The sequence below is a fragment of the Polynucleobacter sp. JS-Fieb-80-E5 genome (genome assembly GCF_018882015.1).
Classification (GTDB): Bacteria; Pseudomonadota; Gammaproteobacteria; order Burkholderiales; family Burkholderiaceae; genus Polynucleobacter.
This window is the reverse complement of the sequence record NZ_JACVPH010000005.1, coordinates 190,364-214,800: the sequence shown is the minus strand read 5'-3', so window position 1 is coordinate 214,800 and position 24,437 is coordinate 190,364. Positions and strand designations below refer to the sequence as shown.

General features: G+C 43.2%; 29 protein-coding genes. 16 read left to right on the top strand and 13 right to left on the bottom strand.

Going from position 1 to position 24,437, the window contains the following annotated elements; translation table 11 throughout:
• The 3 genes from ICN44_RS09235 to ICN44_RS09225 all read right to left on the bottom strand — a co-directional run bounded on the left by ICN44_RS09235 (nt 1) and on the right by ICN44_RS09225 (nt 2,523).
• Complete coding sequence (locus ICN44_RS09235) at nt 1-798, bottom strand: DUF455 family protein (RefSeq protein ID WP_216263749.1); 798 nt, start codon at nt 796-798, stop codon at nt 1-3.
• A gap of 126 nt (nt 799-924) precedes the next feature.
• A complete protein-coding gene (locus ICN44_RS09230) occupies nt 925-1,701 on the bottom strand; it encodes an enoyl-CoA hydratase/isomerase family protein (protein ID WP_216263645.1) in 777 nt (258 codons plus the stop codon).
• A gap of 36 nt (nt 1,702-1,737) precedes the next feature.
• Nucleotides 1,738-2,523: an IclR family transcriptional regulator gene (locus ICN44_RS09225; protein WP_216263643.1), complete on the bottom strand. Its 786-nt coding sequence runs from the start codon at nt 2,521-2,523 to the stop codon at nt 1,738-1,740.
• Nucleotides 2,524-2,679: 156 nt separating this feature from the next.
• On the opposite strand from ICN44_RS09225, the gene ICN44_RS09220 reads away from it, so the two are divergent.
• From ICN44_RS09220 to ICN44_RS09190, 7 genes are all read left to right on the top strand, one after another.
• Nucleotides 2,680-3,894, top strand: a complete 1,215-nt coding sequence (locus ICN44_RS09220; RefSeq protein WP_216263748.1) for a CaiB/BaiF CoA-transferase family protein — start codon at nt 2,680-2,682, stop codon at nt 3,892-3,894.
• A gap of 12 nt (nt 3,895-3,906) precedes the next feature.
• Nucleotides 3,907-4,389, top strand: a complete 483-nt coding sequence (locus tag ICN44_RS09215; protein ID WP_216263642.1) for a MaoC family dehydratase — start codon at nt 3,907-3,909, stop codon at nt 4,387-4,389.
• A 30-nt stretch (nt 4,390-4,419) separates the two neighbouring features.
• Nucleotides 4,420-5,580, top strand: coding sequence for an acyl-CoA dehydrogenase family protein (locus ICN44_RS09210; protein ID WP_216263637.1), 1,161 nt, complete (start codon nt 4,420-4,422; stop codon nt 5,578-5,580).
• A gap of 21 nt (nt 5,581-5,601) precedes the next feature.
• A complete protein-coding gene (locus ICN44_RS09205; protein WP_216263635.1) occupies nt 5,602-6,573 on the top strand; it encodes a tripartite tricarboxylate transporter substrate binding protein in 972 nt (323 codons plus the stop codon).
• A gap of 1 nt (nt 6,574) precedes the next feature.
• Nucleotides 6,575-7,564 (top strand): acryloyl-CoA reductase, encoded by a 990-nt coding sequence (locus tag ICN44_RS09200; protein WP_216263634.1) that lies wholly within the window; start codon nt 6,575-6,577, stop codon nt 7,562-7,564.
• Nucleotides 7,565-7,582: 18 nt separating this feature from the next.
• Nucleotides 7,583-8,557, top strand: a complete 975-nt coding sequence (locus ICN44_RS09195) for a tripartite tricarboxylate transporter substrate binding protein (protein ID WP_216263633.1) — start codon at nt 7,583-7,585, stop codon at nt 8,555-8,557.
• A 217-nt stretch (nt 8,558-8,774) separates the two neighbouring features.
• Nucleotides 8,775-8,960: a hypothetical protein gene (locus ICN44_RS09190; RefSeq protein ID WP_216263632.1), complete on the top strand. Its 186-nt coding sequence runs from the start codon at nt 8,775-8,777 to the stop codon at nt 8,958-8,960.
• 37 nt (nt 8,961-8,997) lie between these two features.
• Here ICN44_RS09190 and ICN44_RS09185 read toward each other — a convergent pair whose 3' ends face one another.
• The 7 genes from ICN44_RS09185 to ICN44_RS09155 form a co-directional block, all read right to left on the bottom strand.
• Nucleotides 8,998-9,597, bottom strand: coding sequence for an alternative oxidase (locus ICN44_RS09185; RefSeq protein WP_216263631.1), 600 nt, complete (start codon nt 9,595-9,597; stop codon nt 8,998-9,000).
• 62 nt (nt 9,598-9,659) lie between these two features.
• Nucleotides 9,660-10,997, bottom strand: coding sequence for an NAD(P)/FAD-dependent oxidoreductase (locus ICN44_RS09180; protein WP_216263630.1), 1,338 nt, complete (start codon nt 10,995-10,997; stop codon nt 9,660-9,662).
• Nucleotides 10,998-11,039: 42 nt separating this feature from the next.
• Nucleotides 11,040-11,492, bottom strand: coding sequence for a TspO/MBR family protein (locus ICN44_RS09175; protein ID WP_255537556.1), 453 nt, complete (start codon nt 11,490-11,492; stop codon nt 11,040-11,042).
• Between the two features lie 86 nt (nt 11,493-11,578).
• Nucleotides 11,579-11,719, bottom strand: a complete 141-nt coding sequence (locus ICN44_RS09170) for a hypothetical protein (protein WP_216263628.1) — start codon at nt 11,717-11,719, stop codon at nt 11,579-11,581.
• An 11-nt stretch (nt 11,720-11,730) separates the two neighbouring features.
• Nucleotides 11,731-13,617 carry a 1-deoxy-D-xylulose-5-phosphate synthase gene (gene dxs / locus ICN44_RS09165; RefSeq protein WP_216263627.1) on the bottom strand — a complete coding sequence of 629 codons (1,887 nt, stop codon included), beginning with the start codon at nt 13,615-13,617 and terminating at the stop codon, nt 11,731-11,733.
• Nucleotides 13,618-13,631: 14 nt separating this feature from the next.
• A complete protein-coding gene (hemA, locus tag ICN44_RS09160) occupies nt 13,632-14,933 on the bottom strand; it encodes a glutamyl-tRNA reductase (protein ID WP_216263626.1) in 1,302 nt (433 codons plus the stop codon).
• Nucleotides 14,934-15,072: 139 nt separating this feature from the next.
• The gene (locus tag ICN44_RS09155; RefSeq protein ID WP_216263625.1) at nt 15,073-15,312 is read right to left on the bottom strand and encodes a hypothetical protein; all 240 of its coding nucleotides are present in this window, start codon (nt 15,310-15,312) and stop codon (nt 15,073-15,075) included.
• 490 nt (nt 15,313-15,802) lie between these two features.
• Here ICN44_RS09155 and pufB point away from each other — a divergent pair, with 490 nt between their 5' ends.
• The 5 genes from pufB (at nt 15,803) to ICN44_RS09130 (ending at nt 18,240) form a co-directional block, all read left to right on the top strand.
• Nucleotides 15,803-15,946, top strand: coding sequence for a light-harvesting antenna LH1, beta subunit (pufB, locus tag ICN44_RS09150; protein ID WP_112294365.1), 144 nt, complete (start codon nt 15,803-15,805; stop codon nt 15,944-15,946).
• A 15-nt stretch (nt 15,947-15,961) separates the two neighbouring features.
• Complete coding sequence (locus ICN44_RS09145) at nt 15,962-16,165, top strand: light-harvesting protein (RefSeq protein WP_215294425.1); 204 nt, start codon at nt 15,962-15,964, stop codon at nt 16,163-16,165.
• A gap of 88 nt (nt 16,166-16,253) precedes the next feature.
• Complete coding sequence (locus ICN44_RS09140) at nt 16,254-17,666, top strand: PucC family protein (protein WP_215294424.1); 1,413 nt, start codon at nt 16,254-16,256, stop codon at nt 17,664-17,666.
• 239 nt (nt 17,667-17,905) lie between these two features.
• Nucleotides 17,906-18,088, top strand: a complete 183-nt coding sequence (locus tag ICN44_RS09135; RefSeq protein WP_112294362.1) for a hypothetical protein — start codon at nt 17,906-17,908, stop codon at nt 18,086-18,088.
• Complete coding sequence (locus tag ICN44_RS09130; protein WP_158525978.1) at nt 18,085-18,240, top strand: hypothetical protein; 156 nt, start codon at nt 18,085-18,087, stop codon at nt 18,238-18,240. The genes ICN44_RS09135 and ICN44_RS09130 overlap by 4 nt, the downstream gene beginning before the upstream one ends.
• Before the next feature lie 42 nt (nt 18,241-18,282).
• Here ICN44_RS09130 and ICN44_RS09125 read toward each other — a convergent pair whose 3' ends face one another.
• Nucleotides 18,283-18,756 (bottom strand): glutathione peroxidase, encoded by a 474-nt coding sequence (locus tag ICN44_RS09125; protein WP_216263624.1) that lies wholly within the window; start codon nt 18,754-18,756, stop codon nt 18,283-18,285.
• A gap of 125 nt (nt 18,757-18,881) precedes the next feature.
• Between ICN44_RS09125 and ICN44_RS09120 the strand changes: the two genes are divergently transcribed.
• The 4 genes from ICN44_RS09120 to ICN44_RS09105 are packed head-to-tail and all read left to right on the top strand — an operon-like array spanning nt 18,882 to nt 21,661.
• A complete protein-coding gene (locus ICN44_RS09120; RefSeq protein WP_370624894.1) occupies nt 18,882-20,078 on the top strand; it encodes a Coenzyme F420 hydrogenase/dehydrogenase, beta subunit C-terminal domain in 1,197 nt (398 codons plus the stop codon).
• 26 nt (nt 20,079-20,104) lie between these two features.
• On the top strand, nt 20,105-20,689 hold the full coding sequence (locus tag ICN44_RS09115) for an NnrU family protein (RefSeq protein WP_112294359.1): 585 nt from the start codon (nt 20,105-20,107) through the stop codon (nt 20,687-20,689).
• A 23-nt stretch (nt 20,690-20,712) separates the two neighbouring features.
• Nucleotides 20,713-21,069, top strand: coding sequence for a hypothetical protein (locus ICN44_RS09110; RefSeq protein WP_215283627.1), 357 nt, complete (start codon nt 20,713-20,715; stop codon nt 21,067-21,069).
• Nucleotides 21,070-21,097: 28 nt separating this feature from the next.
• Entirely contained in the window at nt 21,098-21,661 is a 564-nt protein-coding gene (locus tag ICN44_RS09105) for a lipocalin family protein (RefSeq protein ID WP_216263623.1), read from the top strand.
• A 165-nt stretch (nt 21,662-21,826) separates the two neighbouring features.
• Here the strand turns inward: ICN44_RS09105 and ICN44_RS09100 are convergent, their stop codons facing one another.
• Nucleotides 21,827-23,029, bottom strand: coding sequence for a geranylgeranyl diphosphate reductase (locus tag ICN44_RS09100; protein WP_215294419.1), 1,203 nt, complete (start codon nt 23,027-23,029; stop codon nt 21,827-21,829).
• A 43-nt stretch (nt 23,030-23,072) separates the two neighbouring features.
• On the bottom strand, nt 23,073-24,428 hold the full coding sequence (locus tag ICN44_RS09095) for a BCD family MFS transporter (protein WP_216263622.1): 1,356 nt from the start codon (nt 24,426-24,428) through the stop codon (nt 23,073-23,075).
• Nucleotides 24,429-24,437: the final 9 nt, after the last annotated feature.

Below are 24,437 nucleotides of genomic sequence, written 5' to 3'. Positions count from 1 at the left end.
CTATGACCCAAGAAGGCTTAACTCTTCAGATGTAAAACCAGCCTGTTGACGAGCCTCCATATTGAATGGTGCTTTTAAAATAGGCGCTCGATATTGAATCGCCAACTCTCGATACGTGGCAATCGGAGAAAGACGATCTTTATCGCATAAGAAATTAAACCAGCGGTTACCTATAAGTACGTGTCCAATTTCATCATTGAGGATGATTTCTAAAATCTCTACCGCTCTAGACTCTTTAATTTGCTTGAAGCGATCACAAATTGCTGGCACCGCATCTAAGCCTCTGGCTTCCATGGTTCTTGGTACTAGTGCCATTCTGGCAATAACTGAATCAGTCGTTCTCTCAACCATCTCCCACAAACTATTGTGAGCAGGAAAATCTCCGTAAGAAAATCCAAGCGCATGTAAATGCTCGTCTATTAAGCTAAAGTGATAAGCCTCTTCTTTGGCAACCTTCAGCCAATCTTCATAGTATTCCTTGGGCATATCTGGAAACCGCCAGATTGCATCTAGCGCTAGGTTCATAGCATTGAATTCAATATGTGCAAGTGAATGCAATAAACCCGCCCTACCTTCAGGCGTATCCATTCTTCTTTTGGGAACCAGCTTGGGAAGAACTAGCTCTGGCTTTAGCGGGCGACCTGGCAGAGATATACCCTGAACATCAAGCTTACGAGTCAGATCTAATGTGATTGCTTGTTCTTGATACTCATTAAACAATCTGAGTAGTTTGCTTACTTTGTTTTGCACATCAGCACTTGCCAGGATTGCAAGTGAAGCTGCACGCAATTCAAGTATGGGTGACAACAGATTTATATCGTCTACTTTCACACAACTATTACCTTACCAGTGGCGTCTATAGAGCAAGGTGAGGCGTTGAAATTTTTCATTTTCTTGGTTATCTATGGGGGTAATTGTACATAGTTATTTGTTTAGAAAGTTTTCAACGGATGTACGGTGCTCAACAGAAGTAAAGCAAATGCCTAGAGCCATATTGCTTTGAGAAAACATCTCTTCTAGCGAAGACTCAAAAGTTTTATTCAGTATGTGCTTGCCCAACATCAGAGCAGGTTTGGCCTTATCTTTGAATGTAATCGCCCATCCCTCAGCGGCCTCCATCAAATCTCCTGACGCAGAGTAACGGTCTACGATACCCACTTTAATTGCCTCTTCGCACTCAAGTCTTCTACCCGAATAGATTAAATCTTTAGCCAAACTCAGTCCCACTCGTCTAGGTAAGAAATACATTCCCCCGCCATCCGGAATTACAGCCCTATCAATATAAGACCAGCAGAATGATGCATTTTCACTGGCAATAATGAAATCACAGGCTAAAGCCAAATCAGCACCCAATCCAAAAGCTGCGCCATTCACGGCTGCAATCATGGGCTTTGGCATATTGTGAATAAGGGCCATCATTCGCTGGATTTCTTGGTGACGCCTCCATCCCTTGATGGCTATTTCTCCAACTGGAAGCTCCAATCTTTTCGCCATTGCATCAATATCACCGCCCGCGCAAAAACTAGCTCCATTTCCGCTCAAAATAACAGCATAAATTTTTTCATCTTGGCTAACTGAGTCAAGAGCACTAAGAAGCTCATGCCTAATTTGATCGTTCAAGGCATTACGCTTATTTGGACGATTTAGAAAAATGAGCGCAACTCCATCCTTAATTTTTAAATCAATGCATTCATAATTCATCGTGTTCTCTCTATGGATAAATGTGTTTTATGCGAATTAATATTTTCTACTGATAAAGATTCTTCCGCTATCTTTTTCAATATTATGTTTTGCTTCTAGTAAATGAGGAATCACCAATTGATGAATCTCTTGCTGAGATAATGTTGATCCACTGAGAGTGCAATTTAGCGCAACAATGGGATCATCAGTACTTCCAACTCTTAGTGGTACTGAGACGGCATATACATTTGACTCCCAATCACCAAGACTAAGGCAATAAAAGTTCTTTTCATAGAAAGCCTTGTCCCGCTGAAAGTGTTGTAGGTCTTTTCGATATTGAGGTGGATTAGCTATTTTTAGTCTATTCATAATGGAGTCCCGATCTTTTTCTGATGAAGCCAGTAAAAGTGCACGCCCTATCGAGGTAGTTAAAAGAGGTCTACTACTACCAATGTCTGGCTTTAAAAAATTTCGGCGATCAAGACGCATAGCATCTATATATACGACCTCCAGACGACCGAGCATTCCTAAATTAACTGTCCATTTAGTTTTTGTTGCCAATTTCTCCATATGTGGACGAGCCAAATGGCGAATCTCCATGCCCGCTAGCATGGGATAACCGAGCATTAAAACACCAGGACCAAGTCGATACTTTTGTAAGCGATCAACTTTGAGCAAGTAGCCCAATTTCTCAAGCGTGTACGTTAAACGCGAAACCGTTGCTTTAGGGAGAGATGTTCTTTCGCATAACTCACGATTACCCAATAATTGATCAGCTGGATTAAACGCCCTTAGAACCTCTAACCCCCTGCTGAGATTAATTGCAAATTGACGATCGATCATGCTTTTTCATCTCCCTCAAGATCAATAGATCCTCGTTGTTTCCGAATGAAATCTCAATATATTCTAACAACTGTTTCGCTAGGCGAAACATCCAAATAACTTTATTGGGCTCTGATTCAATAGAATTTCTCAGGAAATAAACCGAAGAAGATGAACATGCCTCAAACTCCTAACAGCAATAAAGGTCCTTTAGCTGGGTTGCGTATTTTGGATATGGCTACAGTCATTGCGGGCCCATTTGCAGCAACTCTTTGTGCTGACTTAGGTGCAGAGGTGACTAAATTAGAGCTTCCTGCCAGTAATGATCCTTTAAGAACCTTTGCTCCAATGAAAGACAACCATTCTCTATATTGGAAAGTCACAAATAGAGGAAAGGAAGGTATAACCCTGGACGTACGAAAACCAAAGGGACGAGATATCTTTCTCAGAATGCTGCCTTCTTTTGATGTACTGGTAGAAAACTTTAGGACCGGCACCCTTGATCAATGGGGATTAGACATTAAAACCTTGCATCAGGCTAACCCTCAACTCATCGTTCTTCGCCTCACAGGATTTGGCCAAACTGGCCCCTATGCTCGACGACCAGGCTTTGCAAGGATATTCGAGGCAATGAGTGGGTTTACACATCTAACAGGAATGACTGACGGCCCGCCTCAGCATATGAATTACCCATTAGGAGATGTTGTTGCCGGATTATTTGGAGCTTTTTCTATAACAGCCGCTCTAGTAGAGAGTTCTAGATCCAAAAATATGATTGGGCGGGAGATAGACTTATCAGCAACCGAAGCGATGATGCGTCTACTTGACCCCTTAGCGGTTGAATACGAAGAACTAAATCACATTAGAGGGCGTACAGGTTCGCGCGCAACATATACCGCACCATCTAATATTTATAAAACATCTGATGGAGTATGGATTAGTGTAGTTGGCTCATCAGAGCCAATCTTTCAGCGTTTCTGCGTTGCGATGGGAATGACTGATTTAGCAACAAACCCAAAATTTTCCAATAATCAATCGCGCCTCAAAAATTTAGATGAAATAGATCACATTATTTCTGACTGGTGCTCTTCTCAGACCTTTGAAAACTTAGCAAACGCTCTCAATAAGAATGAAGTTGCGTTTACCAAGGTATATGCAATCGATGATGTCTTAAATGATCCACACTTTAAAGAACGGAAAGCAATCATCAGACTACCAGATGAAGATCTTGGAAGCATAGCTGCACCTTGTATAGTGCCGCGCTTTTCTGGTGTAGACGAGCATATTCCTCATAGCGGCACAAAGGCTGGCGCCCACAATGCCTCTTTTTATTCTCAGCTAGGCTTGAGCGATGAAGAGATATCTCAATTAAAAATTGACAAAGTCATATAAAAGGATCGCTACATGCACAAAATTAAGTTGGGCTCTCTAAATGAATTAAAGGACTTGGTCGGAAAACAGCTACCCCCATCCGACTGGCAGGTAATCACTCAAGAACGTATTAATTTATTTGCCCAAGCTGGTGGTGATGAGCAATGGATCCACGTTGATCCTGCAAGGGCCGCAAAAGAATCTCCTTTTGGCGTCACTGTTGCTCATGGCTTTTTAACCCTCTCTCTTTTAAGTCGATTTTTTATCGATACCGTACTTATAGAAGGCGTTACCCTATCCATCAACTATGGAGTTAATAAGGTGAGATTTACCGATCCAGTTCTGGTTAATGCAAGAGTTCGCGCCCACTTCACCTTAATGTCACTGGAGCCATTTAAAGGTGGAGTACAAATTACTTGGAATATCTCCATGGAGCAAGAGGGCAAGGAGCGGCCTTGTTTAATCGCAGAGTGGGTAAGTCGACGTTATGGAGAATTTAATAATGAAACTGCTTAATATGCCTCAGCCCTCCATTAAGGAAATGAAATGATTCGCAACCCAGAAGAATTCTCTTCTTTTTTAGATTCTTTACAAAAATATTGCAAACTTAAACTTATTCCTCTTGAAGCGGAAGTTGCCTTATTGGATGAAGTGCCTGCCGATATCGTAAGTGATATGGCTAATTTTGGGTTATTTGGATTTTCAATTCCTGAAACTTATGGCGGATTTGGGATGACTACAGAGGAGTTGGTCTTAGCTGCAATGGAATTATCTCAATGCTCAGTTGCTTTTCGTGCGAGGGTGGGCACCAACACTGGAATTGGATCTGAAGCTCTGGTGGCGGATGGATCTGAATTCCAAAAAGCTAAATATTTACCTAGATTGGCTAGCGGTGAAATCACTGGTTGCTTTGCCATTACTGAACCCGATGCAGGCTCAGATGCAGCCTCCTTAAAGACGTCAGCAAAAAAGGATGGGGACTCTTATATCCTAAATGGTGTCAAGTGCTTCATTACCAATGCCCCTATTTCCGACCTCTTTACCGTCATGGCTAGAACAGATCAAAATAAACCGAAAGCCAATGGTGTTTCTGCGTTTTTGGTTGAAAGAAATACTCCGGGCCTCAACGTTGGCAATCCTTATAAAAAAATGGGGCAAGCGGGGTCTCCAGTTTCAGAAGTATATTTTGAAAACTGTCGTATTCCTGCTAGCAACCTCATAGGATCTGAAGGTGAAGGCTTTAAAACAGCAATGAAGGTATTGAATAAGCAACGCATTCATTTGGCGGCGCTTTGTATTGGTCCTGCCATTCGGATGCTAGACGAAATTGTCAAATACACATCCAGTAGAGAGCAATTTGGCAAGCCTATTGGAGCCTTTCAGCTTGTACAAGCAATGATTGCAGACTGTCAAACTGAAATATATGCTGCAAAAGCACTTGTTTTAGAAACTGCACGCAAACGAGATGCTGGAGAAGATGTTGCTATGGAGGCATCTATCTGTAAATATTTTGCCTCAGAGATGTGTGGAAGAGTTGCTGACAGGTGTGTACAAATGCTGGGCGGGTATGGCTATATTTCTGATAATGCGATTGAGAGATTTTATCGTGATGTACGTTTATTCCGGCTTTACGAGGGAACGAGTCAAATTCATCAACTCAATATCGCTCGGAATACCTTTAAAAATGCTGGACTCTCACTTAATTAATACTCTCATTTTAGGAAAATAATGAAACTCAAATTTCACTCAATCCTTCTCTTTATTCTATATTTAATGAGCGCTGCTTCCACTTGGGGGCAAACCGTAAATTACCCCAATCGTCCCATCAGAATTATTGTTCCTTATGCTGCTGGCGGCGGTACTGACTCTGCAGCCAGAGCAATGAGTCAAAAATTAGGGCAATTACTTGGTCAGCCAATTATTATTGAAAATAAACCTGGTGCCTCTACACAAGTTGGGACACTCTCGGTCGTTAAAGCGTCTCCAGATGGCTATACCCTATTGATGGGAACAGCCAACTTAGCAACAAACGTGGCATTGTTTGACAAAATGCCATACGATGCTCAAAAGGATCTAAAGCCTGTCAGCCTGATTACTAAAGTACCTGTCTATATATTCGTGCCCAGTAATTCAAGCATTAAAAATGTACCTGATTTAATATCTAAATCGAAATCAAATCCTGATGGCTTATCTTATGCTTCACCAGGAAATGGCAGTAGCGCACATCTTGCGGGTGAGCTCTTTAAAAATGACTCTAAAAGTAATCTACAGCATATCCCCTACAAAGGAAGCTCTGAAGCAACGACTGCGCTCATCGGCGGTCAAGTTCAACTAAGCTTTGATAATTACGGCCCAGTAATGGCTCAAGTAAAGTCAGGTAATGCAACGCCAATAGCGATTGCAATGCCGGCCAGATCAAGCCTAACACCCAATATTCCAACTTTGAAAGAGTTGGGCTATCCAATGGAGGCTTATTCTTGGTGGGGCATTTTGGCACCTACCGGGACCCCAGCCCCCATTATTGAGAAGCTCAATACCGCTATTCAGACCACCTTAAAGGATCCTGAGGTCCGTGAGAGCCTCCAAAAACAAGGGGTTGAGATAATTGGCAGCACCCCCACTGAATTTGCCGACCACATCAAAGCAGAGACCGTTAAGTGGTCACAAGTTTCCAAGCAGGCCAATATCAAAGCCGAATAATATGAATACATCCTTTAAAGCTTTTCGCATTCATGCAATTGATGGGGTAATCACTAGAAAAATTGAACCCATTCAATTGGATTTGTTAAGTCCTGGTAATGTCCTTATCAAAGTAGCATTTTCTAGCATTAACTACAAAGATGCTTTAGTTTCAAAAGGTCTTAATAATATCGTGCGTGCATGGCCAAGGGTTAGCGGTATTGACTTTACTGGCACGGTAGTTGAATCTTCTGATGCACGATTTGGGCCTGGTGATGAAGTGCTAGTAAATGGCTGTGGAATTGGGGTTGATCATGACGGAGGTCATGCTGAATTTGCACGAGTAAATGCTGATTGGGTTATGAAATTACCTGATGGTCTCGATCTGCTTGAGACAGCTACTATTGGTGTCGCAGGATATACAGCCGGGTTAGCTTTAGATTTGATGGAACTTAATGGATTAAGCCCACAAAATGGTCCCGTACTCGTTACTGGAGCAACCGGTGGGGTGGCAACTATTGCAATTGATATGCTGGCGCAAAGAGGCTATCAAGTTACCGCCATGAGCGGAAAATCAAATGAGGTTGAGTATCTCAAAAATCTTGGTGCCTCAGAAGTTATTGAAAGACTTTCGTCTGGGAGCACATTCAAACCTCTTGAAAAAGCGCAGTGGGCCGGAGCAATTGATTCTGTTGGAGGCTCTACCTTGTCATGGCTTACCCGTGTAATGCAAGTCAATGGAGTCATTGCCGCCTTTGGAAATGCTGGAGGTGCAGAATTAGAAACTACAGTGCTGCCTTTTATCCTCAGAGGAGTCCGCTTAATTGGTGTTAATGCAGGCTCACCGATGGATATAAGGCAAAAAATCTGGAGCAAGATTGCAAACGAATATCGCCCCATTCATTTAAAAGAAATTGCTAACGTCATCAAGCTTGAAGAATTGGGGCACCACATGGATCTCACTTTAGCAGGAGAGTCCAAGGGAAGAATTGTTATAGATATGGGCAAATAAAGAAAGGCTGAGGTTACTATGAAGCGTCGAGAATTTTTAATTTCCATTCCTGGTATTGGTCTTTACCCTCTGATAGCATTTGGCCAGACCAGCTTTCCAAGCAGTCCAATCAGAATAGTTTGTCCTTACGCAGCAGGTGGTGGACCCGATATTCAACTAAGACAATCGGTGCCATACCTAGGGGACACTTTTAAACAAACCGTTATTATTGAAAATAAAGTTGGTGCTGGCGGCGTGCTTGCAACGCAATTTACAGCTCAATCAACACCAGATGGCTACACCCTGTTGCTGGGGTCAAATATTCAATTAATTCAAAAAATTATTAAGCCTGAAATTTCAATTAATCCTTTAACGGATTTTGCCCCTATAAGCAATATGTACTCCTTTCCAACGATCATGGTAGTTTCAGCAGACTCTCCATACAAACGAGTTGAAGATGTTATCGCTGCTGCCAAAGCCAATCCAGGAAGTCTGAACTATGGATCAGGTGGAATTGGAACATCAGCTCATATTGCGGGAGCGACTTTTGTAACGTTAAACAATTTAAAGGTAGTTCATATTCCATTAAAAGGATCTGTTGAAATTGCAACATCCTTACTTAGAGGCGATACACAGTTTGCATTTCCAATTGCAGGTACTGCAGTACCATTAATAAAAGGAGGTAAGGTTCGGGCCCTTGCTGTCACAAGTAAAAATCGGATATTGCAATTACCTGATGTTCCAACGCTCAACGAGGTTATGAAGAATGAACTGACTATTCAGGAGTCATGGTTTGGTATGTGGGCGCCAATCAAAACACCTCGAGACAAAATCGATACTTTATTTCAAGGCATTACTATGGCGCTAAATAACAAAGCACTCAAGACTACCTTTGAAGAGGCTGGGAATTCAATCACGCTAAGTTCTAGTCCACAAAGTTTCGGGCAATATATGATTAGTGAAAACAAAAAGTGGGTAGAAATTATTCGCCTTACTGGTATTACTGCTGAGTAAAAAAGTGGCCTCTACTTGTATAAGTAGAATATTCAAGAACGGATTAAATTGCTATGGAAACGATTCAATGTCCAGAGATAAATTAGGATTATTCGCGTTTGGCTTGGTAATTATTGGCTTTCTAGTGTTTGTGAAAACGGGCTCTTTTCTTCTATTTGCCATCGGCATCTTATCCGTTGCTTTTTTAATATTCTCAAAAAGCAAATACATTAAATAGATGACTGGCGTAAAACTAGAGCTGATCCTGGAATTTGGTGTGATATTGATTTCACCAATTGTTTATCACCTCTATCTCTTGAAATACAAAAAAATAGCAAGAGAAATTGTTTTTAAGGATATCAAGATTTACTTGCTCCTATATGGACTCATTGCGGTGACTGGCTTATTTGTTTTCTTAAGATAGACTAGATTAGCCAGATAAGAAGGGTCGAGTTTCTACACTACCGATCGTATTCGCTAGCAAATTCATGATTCACATCCCGATGATTAGCCTCATCCTCCCGAACCGCGATCACGACATCACGCAAGGTGGCATCTGCAGATAATTTCCAATAGTCAATTGCAATTTTTGGCGCAGGAATATTAGGCAATGTTCCATTATCAATTTCACGTAAATATTCTGTATAGGAATACACTGCCTCCTCCTCAAAATATCCAACAATGCGGTGGGCGGTTCGTGGGAAAAAAACGTAGATCACAAAGAACACATTCCAAAAGACTGCCTGAGCAAATAGCACTAAAAAGCGCTCAAATGCATTTGGTTTTGCAATCTCAATAAAAGTCATTAAGTGCATTCTTTCATTCTCTGCCTCAGCCAACAAAGTGCGGATCTTAGGGCCGTAACCTGTTTTCATCTTGCGCAAACTCGTCAGGTGCGTCCACATTCCCGAGACCATACCAGGAACACCTGCAACGGTTTCAAGCACTACTGCGCGGTGACCATATCTTTTTTGGAAAAAAGTATCGGCAAAAAACCGCATACTTTTGGTAAAGAAAAGCGCTACTCTATCGGAGAAATTGATGGGTTGGTAGTGACTCATTTGAGACTCTTAAGCTTGTGATATGCATAAATACTACTCGCTCAAGAGAAAGTTTGCTGAGCCTAGTGAAGCTTGACGATAGAATGCGTTCTACGATGGATTAAACGACTAATAGTGTCCAGAGCAACTTTAACCCAGCCATGCAAGGCAAGTTGATGCAGCTTATATAGGCTGATATACATCAGCTTTGCGAACAAACCCTCCACCATCAGACTGCCGCCAATCAGACCACCCATCATGCTACCCACGCTGCTATATTCACCCAAGGATACGAGAGATCCAAAATCACGATATTGATAGGGCTTCAGTGGCTTGCCATCAATAATCTGATTGATTTGAGAGAACAGATGCGAGGCTTGTTGATGAGCTGCCTGAGCCCTTGGGGGCACTATACCGCCTTTACCATTATTGGCTTGAGGCCATGGACATGCCGCACAATCTCCCATAGCAAAGACGTGGGGGTCACGAGTGGTTTGTAAGGTGGGGAATACTACCAATTGATTGGCATGATTACTCTCTAATCCGCCAATCTCTTTCAGAAAATCTGGCGCTTTAACCCCGGCCGCCCAAACAATTAATTCCGCAGGGATCTCTACGCCGTTGGATAAGCAGACTCGATCAGCCTGTATTTGCTGGACCTTCGCACCGGTCATTACCTCCACCCCAAGGTCTGTCAACAACTTTTCAGCAGCGCCTGAGATTCTTGTAGAGAGGGCAGGCAATATCTTGGGAGCAGCTTCAATCAAAATTACCTTCAGATCTTTCTCGGGATCTACCCTATCCATTCCGAAAGAAATAATAGCACGTGTTGTGCGATGCAGTTCAGCGGCTAGCTCTACTCCGGTCGCCCCAGCTCCAATAATCACTACCTGTAGTTGATGGGGTTTTAAAGCCTGAGTTTGAGTTTGCGCCCTTAAACAGGCATTCACCAAGCGCAAATGAAAGCGCTTTGCATCTACAAGAGACTCGAGCCTTTGAGCGTACTGCTCAACACCCGGAGTTCCAAAATCATTCGTCAAGCTTCCAATAGAAATAATTAAGGTGTCGTAAGGAATCGCTTGTAGTGGAGTGACCAATTCACCTGAGTCATCATAAAAAGGGGCCACCTGAATCTGACGGTTCACCCTATCTATCCCCATCAGCTCACCTAGCCGAAAGCCAAAATGGTGCCAGTGTGCTTGTGCAATGTAATCAAGCTCCTGATCAGCCATATCCATAGAGCCTGCTGCAACTTCATGTAGTTTTGGCTTCCATAAATGCGTGCGATTCTTATCCACCAAGACAACCGATACCTTCTTGGAGGCATTCTTGCGGGTGTGATATCGATCGCCAAGTTTAGTGGCCAGCTCCAGGCCGCCAGCGCCACCACCTACGATCACAATACGATGTTGTTGGGTCATGAATTCATCTTTATATACACTACTGACATACTAGTCGTATTTTTAGGTAAAGGGCCCATTCAATCGAACCGTATCCCAATTTAAAACGATAGCAATGCTAACCCATAGCAAATACGGCAACATATATAAACTATATCTAGTCGAGACTTTTCTGATCGTCAGCAATATAGCAAGGACTGAGAGCCATAAAAACAGGGACTCATACAGAGACCAATCCGGCCTTTGAAAGCGAAAATATAAAATACTCCATAGCAAATTGAAAAAAGCATTTAGCCAAAATAGAATATTTAAACGACTCAGAATAGTAGTGTCTGAAGTCAAATGTTTTGCACCTACCCAGGCAACGCCAGACAAAACAAAAATAGTAGACCAGATGGGGCCAAATGCCCAATCTGGAGGCTTCCAAAACGGCTCTTTTAAAGCGTGATACCAAGGCCCCAAATCGGTTGCTAAGCCGCCCAGTATCGCCACTGTTAAACCCCAGACCAATGGCATGACCATTCTTTTGTTTAACATTGTTTTAATGAACCTTTAACCAAAAAGGGGTTAGTTAAGATCAGAGCTCTTTTAAGGCTCCGTATTTAGAGGTAATAGTAAATCAAGAAAAATACTAGGATGAAAAGGTTGAGGGTGCCAAAGATAATGGCAACAGGCTTACCGATATACATCCACTTTTGTTCTTTTGATAAACGTACAGGCTCTTTTTTTTCTTGCTTGAACATGAAATAGATACTTATATTTGAAAATGCTCTTGCACTTTAGTCAAAATTTTCTTAGGGGATAGCCCATATAAATCTAAGAGCACATTCACATCACCATGCTCAACATACTCATCGGGCAAGCCAATTTGTAAGGTGGGTATCTGAATTTTATGTGCTGACAAAGCTTCTAGACAGGCGCTACCTGCCCCTCCCTGAATTGCGCTATCTTCTACAAAGACCAAGGCATCATGATTTTTCGCTAAATCCAAGAGCAATGTTTCATCTAGGGGTTTGACAAAGCGCATATCCGCAACAGTAGCATCAAGCACCTCTGCAGCCTCTAACGCACTGTATAGCAATGGGCCGAAGCAAACAAAAGCAATTTTTTGATCAACGGCTGCCTCATTTTTCATTTGGCGAACAATCTTCCCTTTTCCAAGCGCAACGACCTCAAGCGTCTGCGATGCCTCTGGGCCCACTCCAGATCCTCGTGGATAACGTACCACTGCGGGACCATTCAAACTAAATGCTGTAGTCAGCATATTTCTACAATCAGCTTGGTTAGATGGCGTCATTAGAACTAGGTTCGGCAAGCATCTCAAAAAAGGAACATCAAATACGCCTGCATGAGTCGCTCCATCTGCACCAACCATGCCAGCTCGATCAATTGCAAAAACAATCGGCAAGTTCTGAAGAGTGACATCGTGTATCAGTTGATCGTAGCCCCTTTGTAAAAAGGTAGAGTAGATAGCTACAACTGGTTTTAGACCCTCACAAGCAATACCAGCTGCAAAGGTCACCGCATGCTGTTCTGCAATTCCTACGTCAAAGTAGCGATTGGGAAACTGTTCCTCAAACTGCACTAAGCCGGAACCTTCACGCATCGCTGGTGTAATTCCAATGAGGCGCTCATCTTGCCTTGCCATGTCACAAAGCCATTCGCCAAAGACTTCGGTGTAGGTTTTTTTACCTGGGGCAGAAGGTTTTAGACCTTCGCTAGGATTAAATTTTCCGGGCCCATGATATGCAATTGGATTTAGCTCTGCCCTCTCATATCCCTTTCCTTTTTTGGTAACGATATGCAAAAATTGTGGGCCATCAGTCTGGGCAATCTTTTTGAGATTACTAAGCGTAACAATCAGATCATCCAAATTATGGCCATCAATTGGGCCGTAGTAGTCAAAACCAAATTCTTCGAAAATGGTAGCCGGACCAATCATTCCCTTGGCATGACCTTCCAGTCTTTTTGCAAACTCTCGCAAAGGCGGAGTATAGGAAAGCATCTTATCCAAGCCCTTTTTAGTGGCTCCATAAATTGAACCGCTAATGAGTTTTGCTAAATATCGATTCAAGGCTCCAACAGCAGGAGAGATCGACATTTCGTTATCGTTCAGAATGACGATTAAGGGAATGGATTTGTCAAGACCAGCATTATTCAGCCCTTCATAGGCCATGCCAGCACTCATAGAGCCATCTCCAATCACGGCAACTACATTTCGCTTTTCACCCTTGACTTTGCTGGCAACCGCCATTCCCAGAGCCGCTGAAATACTAGTGGAAGAATGTGCTGTACCGAAAGCATCATATTCACTCTCTGAGCGCTTAGGGAAACCGGATAAGCCCCCAAACTGACGCAAGGTAGGCATTCCCTCTCTGCGTCCAGTCAGAATCTTATGCGCATAACTTTGATGACCTACGTCCCATACTATTCTATCATCCGGTGTATTGAAAACATAGTGCAAGGCAACAGCTAGCTCAACTGTTCCCAGATTAGAAGATAGATGCCCACCAGTACTAGCAACTGACTGAAGAATAAATTCACGTAACTCTTCAGTCAGTTGGGGCAACTCAGACTGCTCAAGCTGCTTTAAGTCCTGCGAAGAATTAATCGTATGAAGTACTTTAGTTACCTGGAGCATATTTCAGGCCATCATTATTTTGGTGGGTAAATGCTAGAGAGAATTCGTTTGAAATCTTCGATCTCATTATTGGGTGAATTTTGCAATGCATTAATAGGTGCATGCATAAATTTATTGGCCAGAGCTTCCGCCATGATAGACAAAACCTCAACGGGATCTTCACCCCTTTTGATGCGCCGCACTGCTTTTTCCAATTCAATTTCTTTGAGTCGACCCGCAGTAGTCTGCAGGGACTGAATGATTGGCACCAAGGTTCTTTTTTGCAAGGTCCGAAAAAATTCATTCACGCCATTATCGATAATAAGTTCAGCATCGGCCATCGATAGCTCTCGGATATTGCGGCCTTCATTCACAAGACCGCCTAAATCATCAACCGAGTAAAGATAGGCATCCTTAAGTGATTTAACCTCTGGCTCTATATCGCGCGGCACAGCTAAATCAATCAATACAATTGGCCTGCTATTTCTGGCCTTCAAAGCTGTTTTAACAAGCCCCATCCCAATGATTGGCAATGAACTGGCAGTACAGGAAACAATTACATCAAACTCATGTAAGCGTGAGTGCAAAGATTGCAAAGGAAAGGAGTCTGTTTTTAAACCTTTTTCAGCAAAAACCTTGGCCATTTCATGGCCACGATCAACGGTACGATTACTAATTGCAATCTGTTTTGGCTTTTTACCGGCAAAGTGTGAAGCACACAATTGAATCATTTCACCCGCACCAATAAACAAAATCTTTGAGTTACTTAAGTCGCCAAAGATTCTTTCAGCCAAACGCACTGAAGCACCAGCCATTGAAACCGAATGCTTGCCAATATCGGTTGTTGCTCTCACTGCTTTGGCAACTGAAAAAGTTTTATTAAATAGAGGCTTGAGGTATATCCCTAAGGTACCTGCTTGATCTGCAAATTCAACTGCTTTTTTCATTTGACCCAGTATTTGAGTCTCTCCCAAAACCATCGAGTCCATTCCGCAACTGACTCTAAATACATGCTTTATGGCATCCGCCTCTTTTGCAGCATAAATATAGGGTTTTAATACATCGCCGCGCAAACGCTTTTGAGAAGTCAACCAATCAAAAGCACGCTCCTCCAAATGATGACTTGGATATGCAGCATCATTCGCAGCGCAATAAATCTCCATGCGATTGCAGGTAGACAAGATAGCTACCTCTGGTACTAATTCTGAATGAGAACCTCTTAAATAATTCCGAAGATCCAATAGTGAATCCTGCAAATCTCCTGGAGAAATAGCTACGCTCTCTCGAATATCGATTGGAGCCGTGTGATGGTTCACACCAAGATTGAGTATTTGCATACGAGCGGCTATTTAAAAATAGCTTTGTTTGGATCTAGAAAAATCATGAAATGATTCTTCCTCTAGATTCACAATATGTCAATTAAGGTTGACACCTATTTCTACTTTCCCACCTAGGGGAAACCCGCATATGAATCGATTATTGCTGGTTTTTTGCGGCAGCCTCGTAGGCTTTAAATTTTTTGTATGAAACGATGGTGGAATACAAGGCAAAAGCCGTAATCAGTACAAAAACGAGATTAGTAAAGGAATACTGTTGATACAGAATCCAGATCTGGCCAAGCAATGCTATTGGGAATATAACAATGGCAAATTTGAGCCAAAGCATAGTCCTCTTAAATTTGGCATCTATTGGGTTTGATTCAGCTTGCTTATTCATGACCTATCCTTGTGTTTAATGGGGTTAAGCCCCGAATTAATCTCTTCTCAGTATACGAAAAATGAAGCTTGTGAGGCCCTGGGCAAGAATAAAGGCGAAGATTGCTCCCATGAGCCCCATAAATACTCCGGGGACGTTTCCCAAATCCAGTTGCTTAGCAAACAATAAAGCCATTGCAAACCCAATTGCAGCACAAGCAATCTCAAATATAGTTTTTAAAGCACTAAAAAGGCCACTTTTATAACTCACCAAAACCTCAATTCCGCTGTTAAACGCCCTGATTTTAGCCACAGCACGTATTAAATCACATAGAAGTTCATGGCCATTAGAGTTTTATTTTGCACCGCAACACATTGACTGGTAAGGGAAATTACTAATGAAAGTGTATATTTTTTTGTACACATAGGTATAGAATTCACCTTGTAGTAAAGAAGGTTAATTACCCTCGTGTGGGTTTGCACGACGTAGTTAGATTTGAGAGGACATAGCTATGACAAATAACACTCTTACAGGTCTGAGTGTTGAGGAAGCGGAAGAGTTACATCGCAACCTCATTCAAGGTACGCAATTTTTTGGGATGATTGCAGCACTCGCCCATTTACTTGCTTACATCTATTCACCTTGGTTGAAGTAATTTAAGGAGCTTAAGATGATCTACGGAAAAATGTGGACAGTAGTAAAGCCAACTGTTGGTATCCCATTATTTTTGGGTGCGGTAGCAATTGGTTCCTTTTCAGTTCATTTGGCGTTACTTAATAACACAACTTGGGTGAAGGCTTTTTTAGAAGGCGGTAAGTCTACTAAAGCTGGTACTGTCGCTGCGGCGCCTACGGCACCATCAGCGCAAAAATAAGTTTTATCTTGACTCATAAGACCTGGATCTCTCGATCTGGGTCTTATTTTTTTTGTTTTCTGCATCGCTCAGTTAAACTCGTTTTTAAATGAATCGTTTTAGTCAAAAATTAATCAGCACTTGGGCTAATTTAGGCCCACGCTTTTTACCATTTGCAGATGCTGCTTCTGCTGAATTACCGCTCGCTAGATTACTCAGGCTATCCCTATTTCAAGTATCGGTAGGCATGGCCCTCGTGCTATTGGTTGGCACCTTAAATCGCGTAATGATTGTGGAGCTACACGTACCCGCATCATTGGTGTCAATCATGGTTGCATTACCCATTATTTTTGCCCCCATTAGAGCCTTGATTGGCTTTCGCTCTGACACTCATAAATCCGCCCTCGGTTGGCGTCGGGTTCCTTATATTTGGATGGGAACGATGGTGCAATTTGGCGGCCTAGCTATCATGCCTTTTGCTTTGTTGGTCTTAGCAGGTGCAGGCAATGCCAGTGAAGCGCCTGCATGGATTGGATTAGCTGCTGCAGCACTATCATTTTTATTTGTTGGCGCTGGTATTCACACCACTCAAACAGTAGGCCTTGCCTTAGCTTGTGATCTTGCGCCACCGAAAGCACAACCCAATATTGTTGGTCTGATGTTTGTGATGTTATTAATCGGCATGATTGGTAGCGCACTTATTTTTGGTCAAGTACTGGAAGAGTACAGTCCAGGGCGCTTAATACAAGTGATTCAAGGCAGTGCTGTGGTGACGATTATCTTGAACGCTATCGCACTTTGGAAACAAGAAAGTCGCGAGGAAGCGCGCGCTAGAGCGCAAGTAGCAAGAGAGCAAAACTTTAAAGAGTCTTGGGCTACCTTTAAAGAAGGTGGGCAAGCCGTTCGTCGCTTAATTGCTGTTGGCTTTGGCACGATGGCCTTTAGCATGAATGATGTCTTGCTGGAGCCTTATGGCGGTGAATTACTCAATATGAGTGTAAGCGCCACTACCGTGTTAACTGCCACTTTAGCCATTGGCTGTTTATTTGGCTTTAGCATTGCCTCAAAAGTATTAAGTGCTGGTTACGACCCTTTTAAGATGGCTAGCAATGGTGCAAAGATTGGTATTCCCGCATTCATTCTGGTGATCGTAGCTGCACCTTTAGACAGCACACTCATTTTTATTGTGGGCGTTGTCTTGATTGGGTTTGGAAACGGGCTATTTAGTCATGGAACCTTAACTGCCACCATGAGATACGCTCCTGAAAATCAAAGTGGCTTAGCATTGGGCGCCTGGGGAGCTGTACAAGCAACTGCCGCCGGAATTGCGGTAGGTGTAGGAGGAATATTTCGGGATATTTTGGCAGGCATGGCCTCCAGAAATTATTTCGGTGCCGACCTCAATAGTCCAGCAACGGGATATTGCGGCGTCTATCTACTAGAAATCATCCTGCTTTTCATCACCATAGCGGCAATGGCCAACTTTACTTGGCCCACTAAGCCCGTGGAATCGGTAGCCTAATTGACTAAGTTACCGCAATTAATTGAAAAGGTTTTAATATTTTTTGGGTTCTTCATCAGCTCCATTAGTTTTATATTGATTACCTTGGGCTTGTGGGACTTCATTTCTATAGAAATATTCGCTTTTGGCCTTTCTTCCGGCATTCGCGTATTGGGTAGCTGCGCTATCATAGGATGCCTCCTCAGCGCAATTGGCTACGGAATTGGCGACTATTTTAATAACGAAGTGAAGGAGTGACTATGTTTAAAAAATCAGATTACTTCATTCTCATGGCAGTGGTGATTTCTTTCTTTACCTCGGCCTATTTATGGTTTGTGGTCGAAGATCGAGAGCAGTCTATCTTCACGGCGCTTTGGGTACCCTCAATATTTTGCTTTGGGATTTATTTCAAATTATCCGCATTATTGAATCGTAAAAAATGAGTAATACAACATTACTCCTCGTATCCATCTTTGTTTTCAGCCTATTAATTGCTGGCCTTTATTACATGGTCCGAGAATTTATGGGAGAGGTGCAAGACGCTTTCCCCGATGTCAATGAATGGCTAGATTCCGAACAGAAGAAAAAGAAGTGAGTACTACTTGCTTGAAGTAATACTCATCAGGCCACTTTAAAACTACAGCAGTTTTTTGATCGCAGCCGACATCTTGCTTGCGCCATCTGCAGATGCAAGGCGTGTGACTGATTCACCATCTTTGCTTACCAGAAATTTAGTGAAATTCCACTTAATACCGGCAGTTCCCAGAATGCCTGGAGCATGCTCTTTTAAATATGCGTATAAGGGATGGGTGCCGTCACCATTCACATCCACCTTCTCAAACATCGGAAATGTCACGCCATAATTAGCGCTGCAAAATTGTCCAATTTCCTCAGCTGAGCCAGGTTCTTGAGCCCCAAATTGATTGCAGGGAAATCCTAAAATTTCTAGGCCATGGGCCTTATTTTCTTCATAGAGATTCTGTAAATCTCGGTATTGCGGTGTAAACCCGCAGCGACTGGCCACATTGACGATGAGAAGAACTTTGCCGGCATAATCCTGCAGATTTTCTTGGGCTCCATTGAGTCTTTTTAGGGGGATATTTGGCAACATATTTCATTCTCCAAGAGGATTAAAGTGGTCTGCAAATACTCTATACTCAGTTCATAATAAATGGATTATGAAGCTTTAGCTATATAGCTTTGCCCCTTAAACTATCAAGATTATTAAAGGCTTGCGTGACAACAGACACAGCACCCTATCGTAGTTTGTGTACTGACTGCGGCATCTCTCGCAGCAGCAATCCAAAACGCTGTGGTGATGCCTGCCAATTTATCAAGCCCAAGTACCCCGAATTAGAAACTCAGGTTCACGGCAGGCCAAGAGACCTTAACCGACCAGATGAACTCCATTTTGGTCCATTCACCAAGATGCTCCGCGCAGGATTAAAAAATCCGAGCACAGGCGCACAGTGGACTGGCATTACCACCCGTATTGGCGAACGCTTATTGGAGACTGGCGCAGTTGATGCCATTCTGACCATGACCGAAGACCCTAACGATCGCTGGAAGCCATTGCCTATCATCATCGATAAAGCAGCTGATATGGCTAAATGTCGTGGCATGAGAATGGGATATGCGCCACTGCTCTCTCTCTTAGAGCCAGCTATTGCCAAGGGCTACAAGAAAATAGCGGTTATTGGTATCCCCTGCCAGGTATACGCCTTAAGAGCACTAGAAAAAGAGCTTGGCCTAGAAAAGTTGTATGTCATTGGTACACCCTGTTCAGACAATACAACGACAGAGAACTTTCATCACTTCTTGTCGCTGATTAGCTCAGAGCCAGAAGAGATTAACTATCTTGAATTTAGGGCGGATTACCACGTAGAGGTTCGCTTTAAAAATGGCAAGAAGAGAGAGATTCCATTTCTGCAATTGCCACTTTCCACCTTGCCAAATGATTTCTTTCCATTAACCTGCCGCACCTGTGTTGACTACACCAATGTGTTGTCTGATATCACGGTGGGCTATATGGGGGGCCAGGGCGAACAATGGCTCATTGTTCGCAATCAACGCGGCGAAGAATTGCTAGGCTTACTGGGAGATGAAGTACGCACCTCCGAACCGGGAAGCGCTGGTAAACGGCATTCAGCTGTAGTGGGGTTCATGAAAAACGTCGAGCGTGCCGCTGGTGGACTCCCTTTGCGAAAAATGCCGAATTGGTTAAGACCCATTGTGGGTTGGTTGATGCCTAAAGTCGGCCCGCGTGGCTTGGAGTTTGCTAGAACGCGCGTAGAAATGAAAGCAATTGAAACAGTGCTTCACCTCAGAAGAGAGCAGCCTGCAAAAATGGGCTCCATGATTCCAAAACATATTTGGCCATTAGTAGAGCCTTACGGAATTAAACCAAACGAACAAGAAATTCATAAACCCTAAACCCCATTTTCTTTTTGGAGCATTCCATGGCTTTATTCCTCATCGGCCTTATTATTTTTCTAGCCAGCCACTCTTGCCGCATCTTTGCAGAGTCATGGCGCAATCATATGATTGATCGCATCGGCGAAGTGAAATGGAAAGGTTTGTACACCATCGTCTCCTTGGTTGGATTCATCATCATGGTGATTGGCTATGGTCAAGCAAGGCAAAACACACTAGTTTTGTGGCAACCCAATGCATTACTCATTTATATCGCTCTAGCGCTTAACCTAGTCGCATTTATTTTCCTAGCAGGAAGCTCGCCTTCAAATAATGCGATTCGCCTCAAACTCAAGCACCCCATGATTTTGGGAGTTAAAGTTTGGGCACTTGCGCATTTGATATCCAATGGCACCTTAGTAGATCTCATCCTATTTGGGTCTTTTTTACTGTGGGCTGTACTGGATTTTCGTTCCGCTAGAAAGCGCCCTATTCATATGCCTCAACAGGCTGAAATCAGCACAAAGGCAACGATGATTACCATTGCTTCTGGGGTAATTCTTTGGGTAGTTTTCATATTTGGGTTGCACCAATACTTAATCGGAGTCTCTCCTCTCGCCCAACTATCTTGAGCGCTATCTTTAAATCGGTCAACATGAACACTAGATCAAGATTCATCGGTCTCATGTTGACTCTGGTTTTATGGGGATGTGACTCTCAAGCTCCAAAAATAGAGGCCATAGAAAGTCAAAATAAGTCGCTATCATGCTCGCTGAATGGCAGCCCCCTTAAGATTGAAATTACTAAGGGTTCGCTCGATGCAGCAATGTACTATGAAGGTAAGGAATCCAAGATTAACCTCTTAGAGGTAAAAGATTTTTATCAAATCATCATGCGTTTTAATCCACAAATTGGGCAGCTTAAAATCAATAAAATGGGAAATGAGTTGATTCAATTACGCAACTCTGAAGAGCGTATTACGTCGTGTACAACCCAACTAAAATCTTTATAGCCGAAACATTCTCTTCTTTGGAGGCATCATGAAAATCACTTATTCTATTACTAGCCTACTGGCTTTTAGCTTAATTCACACTACAGCGATTGCACAAGGCAGCCAAAAGCCAGTTGAGCCCATCAAAACTATTGCATCACTCGATGTGCCACGCTATCAAGGTACTTGGTATGAGATTGCCAAATTTCCAAATTGGTTTCAAAGAAAATGTATAGCCGATACCAATGCCACCTATAAGATCAAGGAAGATGGCAATGTGAGCGTTACTAATCGCTGCACTTTTGAGAATGGAGAAAAAGGTGAGGCACTTGGAACCGCAAGACAGATTGGTGACTCCACCTCCCCCACTCTAGAGGTTCGCTTTGCACCAGCATGGCTTGGGTTTCTGCCCATGGTCTGGGGAGATTATTGGGTAATCGATATCGATCCCGAATACCAATTGGCCGCTGTGAGCGACCCCGGAAGAAAATATCTCTGGATTCTCTCCCGCACCAAGACGGTAGAGCCCAAAAAATATCAGGCGCTTCTGAATCGCCTAGTAAATGACAACGGCTTCAGTCTTGAGCAGCTGAGCCTGACACCCCAAAATTAAACGGAAAACAGAAATTTAATAAAGGTAATTCCGATAATCAAGCCTGAAAATGCAACGATGCCAAGTAGATATAATTTTCCAGTTTTATTTCTTAAAGTTGTTGCGCTGTTATCTTTCATTTTTACTTCCCTTCAGTAGTTAAGACTAATTAATGGGTACTGCAGCTTAGACTTTTGCAAAACCCAATAAATGGGCGGTATCTTTGAAGAAAATCTTTATGTGTGCCATAGGGTCACGGCGTACAAGCTTCTTATTCATATAGGATTCAAAGGTTAAGCGCTGCACATCTTTATCTTCACACATTTTGACAAAGCGCTCGCGACGTTTATCGTTGTTGTACCAAAAACGCTGCATGATTCCGAGAACTAAGAATACGGTACCGTGTTCTTTCATGAACTTTTTACGGGCTTTTGCCAAAACCTTGCCATTACCAGTAACGAGCAGCTCTTCAACAGCCTCAGCAGCGACTCTGCCGCCATACATGCCGTAATAAATACCCTCGCCTGAAGCAGGAGCAACAACTCCAGCGGCATCGCCTGCCAACACTACGTCTCTACCGTTATCCCATTTCTTTAATGGCTTCATTGGTAAGGGCGCGCCTTCATGTCGCAGCATTTCAGCATTCTCAAGACCAGTCTGCTTTTTAAGAGCGGTGACTGCACTACGCAAGGAAAAGCCTTTATCAGCAGTTCCAGTACCAATGCTCATGGTATTACCATGCGGGAATATCCAGCCATAAAAGTCGGGGGATAAAGCGCCCTGATAAAACACATCGCAGCGGGTACCGTCAAAACCTGCTGGCGGGTTTTCAGGAACCTTAACGATCTCGTGATAGGCGAAGACGTATTCCACATCCTTTGCACCTGGAATGGCCTGGCGTCCGACTCCTGATTTAGCGCCATCGGCACCAATCACTGCCCTAGCACGTACCGATACGGTTGTGTCAGGTGAGCCATGCTTACCACGCACAGCATAGTGAATGACTGAGACTCCATCTTGATCTCTAGTGATTTTCTCAAATATGCCCGTTCTTCTCTCAGCTCCATCATCGGCAGCACGGACACGCAAAAACTCATCAAACTTATCGCGGTCGACCATCCCTACAAAGCCACCCTCAATATGCATATCTACCGCCTTATCTGATGGCGCAATCATTCTGGCACAATTGGCTTTGGCGACCAAAAGCTCATCAGGGATTTCAAAATCCTTAATTAAGCGTGGAGGGATAGCACCACCGCAAGGTTTAATTCGGCCCATCCGATCCAATAGGAGTACTTTTCGGCCCTTCTTGGCAAGGTCACTTGCAGCAGTAGCTCCAGTAGGGCCACCACCAACAACTACGACATCAAAAGTTTCTAAAGTACTCATTCTGATCTCCATATATTGAGTGCATTACTTCATCATTGATAAATTACACGCCAACCAATTGCTTTGATAGTTCGTTTGATTGTTTTTGCGCACGTGTCTGAAATGACAGGTAGGCAGCAACAACAAATAAAACACCTTCCAAGAAAAACACAAAAGCATACGCAGAAGCAGGATCACCTAAAACAATCCTAGCGATATCGCTTAAGCCAGTTCCAATAATTCCACCTAAACCAAAAGCCATCGCTTGCGATGCCCCCCAAATACCCATACGAACACCTTCACGCTGTGCGCTACCAATGCTGGCAAATTGCATCATCGATCCAATAGCGGCAATAGAAAAGGCGCCATTAAAAATGCCCAACAAGAAAACAGCCGCCTTAAAGAAAGTCACGCTTTCAATAGGGCCCGATAAAACAAGTCCCAACATTGCCAAGGCTGAAGCTAAACAACCGCCAATAGTCCAATTACTTAATGAAGTTAAAGTCTGAGATTTAGCCTTGCTTGTAATAAAGGCTAAGGTAAGCATTCCCAGAAGTACGCCGCCATTTTGTATGCCAGACAAGGAGGTTGTTTCTGCAGGAGTAAAACCAAATGCGACCGCAGCAAAAGGCTCCAAGATCAAGTCCTGTGAGCTATAAGCCAACATAGATACAAAGACAAACCAGGTAAAAGAACGTACCCTGCCTTCTTTCCAAACCTCAGCAAAGGCTTCACGAAAGTTTGCTTTGGTAGGCGTCACTTCTGACTGCGCTTCAACTACATTAGCGATTGACTGTTTGGCCTTCAACACTGGAGACTCCATTCCCCAAATTGCCAAGAATGTAACTGCCACAGCAATCACAGAGACAGTTGATGACACTATTAATAGACGCTCAAATGAAAATGGCGTCAGAAACTTTCCACTGACACTGGCCGTAAATGCAAAACCAAAAATCATCATCAACCAAACGCAAGTAGCAGCTGCAGCCTTCTTTTTAGGCTCCACGCGTTTCGCCAAAAGAACTAATAACGCAGTGCCGCTAGAGCTAACGCCAATACCAATCATTAAAAAGGCAACTGTAGCCAGCGCAATACCCAGTACAACTGAGCTACTCAATAAGATTGTTGAAGCCGCAGCCAAAACTCCACCGCAAGCCAGCACCAATATCCCACCCCGAATCCATGGAGTGGCTCTGCGAGTTTGGTCAGAGCCAAAACCCATGCGTGGGCGTATTAACTGAATAAAATAATGAATCGCCACCAATGCACCCGGCAGGATTGCTGGTAGAGCTAGCTCAACTACCATCACGCGATTTAACAGTGAAGTAGTTAGCACCACAATCGATCCCAAAGACGCTTGGACTAAACCAAGCCGTGCAATTTGAGGCCAAGTGAGATAGGTGGATTCGGAAGTGTTCATGGTTGCCTG